The organism is candidate division Zixibacteria bacterium HGW-Zixibacteria-1, from assembly GCA_002838945.1.
Taxonomy (GTDB): domain Bacteria; phylum Zixibacteria; class MSB-5A5; order GN15; family PGXB01; genus PGXB01.
The window spans coordinates 23,142-29,414 of sequence record PGXB01000046.1; the positions used below are offsets into that span (position 1 = coordinate 23,142).

Sequence of the window (6,273 nt, forward strand, 5' to 3'; positions counted from 1 at the left end):
GAAATGAATTCACTTTTCAACAAGGATAGTTTTTTTATGAAAAGAGTGTTATTGTTCGCGGTCATAAGTATTTTGTCTACAACTGTCGTAAAGGCTCAAATTGTCAATTCGGAAATGACCGTGCGCTGGGATGAGGCGGTTGAGACATTGATTCCCGAAGACGGTACTCCTCCGCCGGCCACATCGATCGATGCTTCGCAGTACCTGGGACGCATCAGACTGCAGGATAAACGCAATTTCCCGGTGCTTGAAGCGCGGTATTTGATGACGCATAATTATCTGAAGCCCGATGTTCGCGATCTGCGGCTGGCCGGGCTGGTGCCTCTGACGGCTACCGGATTTTTTGTCAAGGGCATATTCGTCGAACAGAACAGCGATAATATGAAGCCGGTCGATGCCTATGCCGCATACATTATGGGAAAATCGGGGGCGTTGAATTTTGCCGTCGGCCTCGACTACAGCAATGTTTCCGGTGAAAGCAGCGAGATCTATTCTGTCCGCGCCAAGTACCGATATGACAAGTTAACTTTTTTTGGCGGGTTGTCATCCCAGCCGGATGAATACGAGCGTTTCACCGGCGGTTTTCTGGCCGATTTGCCGAAGCAATTCATGCTGGGCGGTTTGGCGGGCGGCTGGCAGGAAGATTTTGGATACTCATTCAACATCGGGCGCTACAACAACCGGGGTGATTTTGCGAATTTGCCGTCATTTTCGCTCAATTATCTCGAGGTGCCGCGCACGTACAAATGGACCAACTTTCGAATCATGTTCGGCGATGCCGGCTCGCACTATGTTCGGCCGACTTTCGACAATCAAGTATTCTCCGGACAGCTCGATCTCGACGTGGCGCTGATGCTGTCGCAATTGATTCCCGACAACTACCGCCATTTCGACTCGCCGCTTCTGTTCCTGCGCTATGACGAGTACGGCAAGGCGGCCCTGCGTGTTAATTATATCGAAACGGAGACCAATTTCCGGCGGTTCGATGCCAACCTGTCATTTAATCCGGGCTGGGCCTATGGTATCTTTCAATCCAACCGGGCCATTGTCAGCTTTGACCGAATGCACAACCCGGTTTTCGGCTGGCAGGACAACCGGTATCATGTCAATTTCGCGACATATTTATTCGGCAAAGTTTATACGGGCGTGACGGTCTCGGAGGATTTCGATAATTATTCCAACGTGGCGCTGGAGTGCCGGATACAATCGGCATTGTAATGATATTATATATTGAATAAATAAAAGGGCGGCCTTCACGGTCGCCCCTTTTATTTGCAGGTTTAATGCACCGTCAATTCATTCTTCAAAGCGTCAAGGTGATATACCCGATCGATGAGATAGAGCATGTATCGGATATCGACATTGATGGAGCGGACGAGTTTTTCATCGAACAGGTAATCGGCCGCGATACTTTCATAATTGCCGTCAAAAAGCAATCCGATAATCTCTCCCCGGCCGTTTATGACCGGGCTTCCGGAATTGCCGCCGGTGCCGTCATTGGTGGTCAGGAAATTGACGGGGACATTGTTGATATGGCTGTCGGTAAAGCCGGCCGTGTCGTGCATCCCAAAAGCATCCTTGAGCTCTTCCGGAACGATAAAGGGATCGATGCCGGTTTCTTTTTCCATTACTCCGGTCAAGGAGGTGAGATAATCATACCAGACAGCGTCTTTGGGGCTGTATCCCCTGACTGAACCATAGTTGAATCTAATGGTGCTGTTGGCGTCGGGGTACATGAGTCCGTTCCTCCAGGCGGCGTAAGCGGCAATCAATCTGGGCTGGAGTCTTTGCTCGGCGCCGGAAATTTCCTTGCTGTGATCCTTGAAGCGATCGAGTTCCGGGCGAAGCGCTATTGCCAGACGAATGAAAGGATCATCCAGCTTCTCGAGCTTCTCACGGCTCATTCCAAAAAGCTCAAGCCTTTTTTCTTTATTGCCGAGGACTGTTTTCGCGTAAAGCCTGTCGATGTACTCATCAAGATATTTATATTTTTCCCCGCCTTTTTTGCCTTCGACAATTTTCTCGATCGCGGCGATTTTCAAATCCGGGGGAAGATCGACCAGGCGCCGGAAATAGTACTTCATGGTTGTTTTGTCCACACCTTCGACAAAGTTGATCTGCATATCCTCGAGCGATTCCCTGGTTTTAATCGAATCCCGATCCTGCTAACCCCGCTCACGGTCGACGTCATCTTTCTCCCGTTCCAGGGCCCATTTGTGAAGAGTCAGGGCGGCATCATACAAGTCGCAGTTATATGACACTCCGCGGAGCAGCAATTGCCTCAGTTCTATTTTGTTCTGTTCTTTGTACAGGCTGTCATATTCCGGGAGAACCTGCCCGTATTTTTCGTACAGCGCCGGATCACTCTTAAGAAATTCTGTTAGTTTTTTTTCTTCCGCTCTCTTTATCGCCAACAATCCGGCTTTTTGAAAACCTTCCATCATGCCGACGCTGTTTTTTGATAATTATTGATGCCCTGCATGCGTGAAGCCAGCCTGATATCCACGGATGAATCGGCCGCCGAAGCTTCCTCGAGGATGGCGATCCGGACGTTCATGGCCTGAATGGCGTCGGGATAGTAATATTTTTCCAGATTTTCGATTTCATAGGATGAGGCATAACGGCTGGTGCTTCCGGGAAAACCGATGACCATGGCGAAATCGCCTTCTTTAACGCCGGCGGAGGATATGGGCAGGCAGACTTTTGAATGATACGGAATATTTTCAGGCGCATAATCGGCCGAGGAGCCGTCGGGTGCAGTATAGGCGCGGAGGAACGAAAAATCGCCGACATGGCGCGGCCACATCCAGTTATCGATATCGCCGCCATAATTGCCGATATAGTACGGCGGGACATAAACAATCCGAATATCACGAATCTTGAAATAGGTGTACAGGACAAATTTCGTACCGCCGAACATCTCGGCCACCTCGCAGTTGACATCGCGTCCCTCTTCGGCCTCTTTGACAATTTTCTTTTGGGCGGTTTCGAGAGCCTGATGGCGCTCAAGATCATTCATGCTATCGTTCACTTCGGCCAGAACCCGCTCGGTGACATCTTCCGTTGTCAGTGTAACATAGGCGTTGTAACCAATGGCCGGAATCTCTTCTTCGAGCGAACCGGCATAGAAACCGTCGATAAGATAATTTTGATCGACGGTGCTCTGTTTCTGGGCGGCGCCGACTGCAACATGATGGTTGGTGACAATCAGCCCTTTATCCGAGACAAATGACCCGGTGCCGCCGCCGAGCGGCATTATAAGGGTCAGCATCATTAAAATTGCGGTTTGGAATCGCCGGATAAGCATGGTTAGTTCTCCCTGGAATAAATTGGACGCGGTTCGACTAAAAGCAGATAGGACATAAATTAATTTACATTCTGTGGCAACCAATTTCAAGCGGAATTTTGGCAGCGGCCCTTTATGCAGAAGCGCTCAAGCACATAAAATAACGATTCACCGCAAGAATTCAGTCTTACCTCAAGAAGAATTTTTATTGTAATGCTTTTAACTCCTTATAGTTAGGGCAGCCAAATGTTCGGTCAGAGTAAGGCTGCTGCATATAATATTCACGTCTCTTGCCTCCCGATTAATCAAGCTTGCTTCAAAACTTGACCATATTCATCCAAAACGTTATTATATAAGCAACACAAACCACTTTCAAGAAATTCGAAAGAGGCCAATGATCCAATTTATCAGGGGAAGAAAGGTTCCACGGTTATTATCTTTCCTGGCGCTTCTGGCCATATTCATTGCCGGCGGCATTCTGCTGCGGCAATATGAATTCCATCGAATTAAGTATTCGGATGAAATCCCACCACGTTTAATTAATGCTTATCAGACAACCAATCCGGTCGGCGAGATGAAGAAGGCTCGAGATGAGATGGCTAGCGCGAATATATACATACACGAGGAAGATCTGCCGGATATTTATAATACAGTATATATTGCAACCAGCAGCAGTTACTGGCTCAAATCACGTTATGTTCACAAGGTAACAATTATGACAGAGCCAATACCCGGTTCGGAAAATAATGGTGAAATGAAGTGGCAGATACGTTCTCTTGACAGAAGAATGGAATCATGGTCGATGTTTTACTTTACGGTATTTATGATTTCGATGCTGGTTCTTGTAGTTTTCAACACTAAAAAAGAAAATTTTCCACACATATTCGGTCAACAGTCGCCGGAGGAACCACCCGATGATCAGGATCAGTGACTTCTGGAAGGAACATCGATTACCGCTTATTGTTGTATTGACCGCCCTATGTTTGCGCCTGGTGTTCATGCTGCTGCTGTCCGCCGGACATGATTCCGTAAGTATGACCCAGCTTTTCAGCGATACGCCGAAATATATCGGCGCCTCCGATTATTTATTCGGAAAATCCCAATCCGGACAGTATGATTTATTCCTGGTCGGCCCCGGATATCCGTTTTTTTTGGGTGTCCTGACCGGAATCTTCGGCCTGACATTCTGGCCGGCAATTATTTTTCAGATAATATTAAGCAGCTTATCCTGTCTGTTAATTTATAAGATTGCAATTATCATTCTGGACAATAAGCCTGTGGCATTTATTGCCGGCTTGATTTCCGTAGTATCGTTGACTTCGATCACTCTGGCTAATTCAGTTTTGACCGAAACGTTGTTTTTCTTTCTCTTTTGCCTGTCGGTCCATCAATTTTTCAGAAGTTTGAAATCGGACAAATGGTCAACAGCCGTCTGGGCCGGAATCTGGGGCGGTCTGGCGGTTCTGGTGCGGTCGGTGGCACTTGTATTTCCATTTGTTATGATTTTAATCGCTTTAATTTATCCGTCACGACGGCAGGATTCCCGATGCCGCGGAATTATGTCCAGAGTCCTGGTCACGATGTTGATCATATTCGGTATTTCCTCGATATGGGCCATCAGAAATCTGGCGGTTCATGATACTTTTGTCGTGTCCGACACCGGCCTGAAAGCGGCACGAATTTATCTGGGGGCACAGGTCATGAATAATGAGCGGGGCGGAAGGACGTGGGAGCTGGATAAGGTCCGGGATTCGATGTATGAGTCCTCAATGATACCGATACATGCCGGGGATTATCGCAGGGCCCAGACTGAGACCCTGGATTTTCTGATGTATTCATTCAGGAAACATCCGATTTTATACATCAAGTACTATTTTCGGAATATCTGGGACAATGCCACCGCCATATCCAGTCTTCAAAATGAATTAACTCCTGATTTCAGGTGGATTTCAATAATATATTATCCGGTTAAGTGGGGCTATCGGATGCCGCTGATGCTGGTTCTTTCGATAACAGGCTTTTTTGTTCTGGCCCGCCGGGATTTGGCCGGAGCGGCCTGCTTGCTGATAATAATGCTGTACTTTGCGGCGCTGTCCGGAGTGACTTTCTGGCAGGGTTCGCGGGTTTTTTATCCGGCACAGATAACCCAGACAATTCTGGCGGCGGCTACGCTGTTGTTTTTATATGATTTTGCGGTTTTCGGTATTAAGAAGATTCGATCGATACTCGACACCAATAAAAAATGCGCCATCAAGGACTCGAACCTTGGGCCCGCTGATTAAGAGTCAGCTGCTCTACCAACTGAGCTAATGGCGCATCGTTTCATTTGGTCTTGCTATTTATGATGTTACAGGCCAAAATAATTATATTTTATCGGGATTCTATTATAATAGACTCAAGACTTATAAATACCACCAGCCTAATCCAATGTTACTTAGCAAGAAAAATTGAAAGATATCGCCACAAACCGATATTCTTATAATTTGCTCATGTTGTATTTTCATATTGTAATTTTTTTATTGATTATGTACTTTACTGCGGGTCTATACAAATCCGATTATTTAGGCAGACATTTATCGTATGAGAGGAGATGTCATAACAAATGGGTTTTTCTGATTATAGCATAAATTTTTTCAAGCGAAATTATAGTACATTAATTACGGCACCTTTGACATTCATCATATTATTTGGTCTCGGGCTTACCGGGGGTTTCTTTATTTCGACATGGTATTTTGCTGGTCAAATAGAGACACTAAAAACACATTTGGATTATTCCAAAGATAGACTGGTAGTCAAGGAAGAGCAGCTAAATGAATATAGACAAAGAGAACTTAGATTGAATATTAGGAAAACATCTTTGACTGAACTGACAAACTCGGAACTTAGAGATTTGAAGTTCCCCCGATTTAGTGGACACGGAGAAAGGATACTATTATTATGATTCTTTCTCATCCTGAGTCCCGAAGGACAGGAGGTGTTCAGATGTT

General features: G+C 46.3%; 7 protein-coding genes and 1 tRNA gene. 4 read left to right on the top strand and 4 right to left on the bottom strand.

Annotated features, from left to right (window positions below):
• Positions 1 to 3 precede the first annotated feature (3 nt).
• The gene (locus CVT49_14135) at positions 4 to 1,218 is read left to right on the top strand and encodes a hypothetical protein (GenBank protein PKK82372.1); all 1,215 of its coding nucleotides are present in this window, start codon (positions 4 to 6) and stop codon (positions 1,216 to 1,218) included.
• A 62-nt stretch (positions 1,219 to 1,280) separates the two neighbouring features.
• On the opposite strand, the gene CVT49_14140 is transcribed toward CVT49_14135, so the two are convergent.
• From CVT49_14140 to CVT49_14150, 3 genes are read right to left on the bottom strand one after another with little or no spacing between them, the layout of a single operon-like run.
• Positions 1,281 to 2,123 carry a hypothetical protein gene (locus CVT49_14140; protein PKK82373.1) on the bottom strand — a complete coding sequence of 281 codons (843 nt, stop codon included), beginning with the start codon at positions 2,121 to 2,123 and terminating at the stop codon, positions 1,281 to 1,283.
• Positions 2,124 to 2,165: 42 nt separating this feature from the next.
• The gene (locus tag CVT49_14145) at positions 2,166 to 2,441 is read right to left on the bottom strand and encodes a hypothetical protein (GenBank protein ID PKK82374.1); all 276 of its coding nucleotides are present in this window, start codon (positions 2,439 to 2,441) and stop codon (positions 2,166 to 2,168) included.
• Positions 2,441 to 3,307: a hypothetical protein gene (locus CVT49_14150; GenBank protein PKK82375.1), complete on the bottom strand. Its 867-nt coding sequence runs from the start codon at positions 3,305 to 3,307 to the stop codon at positions 2,441 to 2,443. The genes CVT49_14145 and CVT49_14150 overlap by 1 nt, the downstream gene beginning before the upstream one ends.
• Before the next feature lie 373 nt (positions 3,308 to 3,680).
• On the opposite strand from CVT49_14150, the gene CVT49_14155 reads away from it, so the two are divergent.
• On the top strand, positions 3,681 to 4,217 hold the full coding sequence (locus CVT49_14155; GenBank protein ID PKK82376.1) for a hypothetical protein: 537 nt from the start codon (positions 3,681 to 3,683) through the stop codon (positions 4,215 to 4,217).
• Positions 4,201 to 5,568, top strand: coding sequence for a hypothetical protein (locus tag CVT49_14160; protein PKK82379.1), 1,368 nt, complete (start codon positions 4,201 to 4,203; stop codon positions 5,566 to 5,568). The genes CVT49_14155 and CVT49_14160 overlap by 17 nt, the downstream gene beginning before the upstream one ends.
• Here the strand turns inward: CVT49_14160 and CVT49_14165 are convergent.
• Positions 5,530 to 5,602: transfer RNA gene (locus tag CVT49_14165), tRNA-Lys, on the bottom strand. The two genes, CVT49_14160 and CVT49_14165, sit on opposite strands and share 39 nt — an antisense overlap.
• Positions 5,603 to 5,888: 286 nt before the next feature.
• Between CVT49_14165 and CVT49_14170 the strand changes: the two genes are divergently transcribed.
• The gene (locus tag CVT49_14170) at positions 5,889 to 6,227 is read left to right on the top strand and encodes a hypothetical protein (GenBank protein ID PKK82377.1); all 339 of its coding nucleotides are present in this window, start codon (positions 5,889 to 5,891) and stop codon (positions 6,225 to 6,227) included.
• The last annotated feature ends 46 nt before the right edge of the window (positions 6,228 to 6,273 follow it).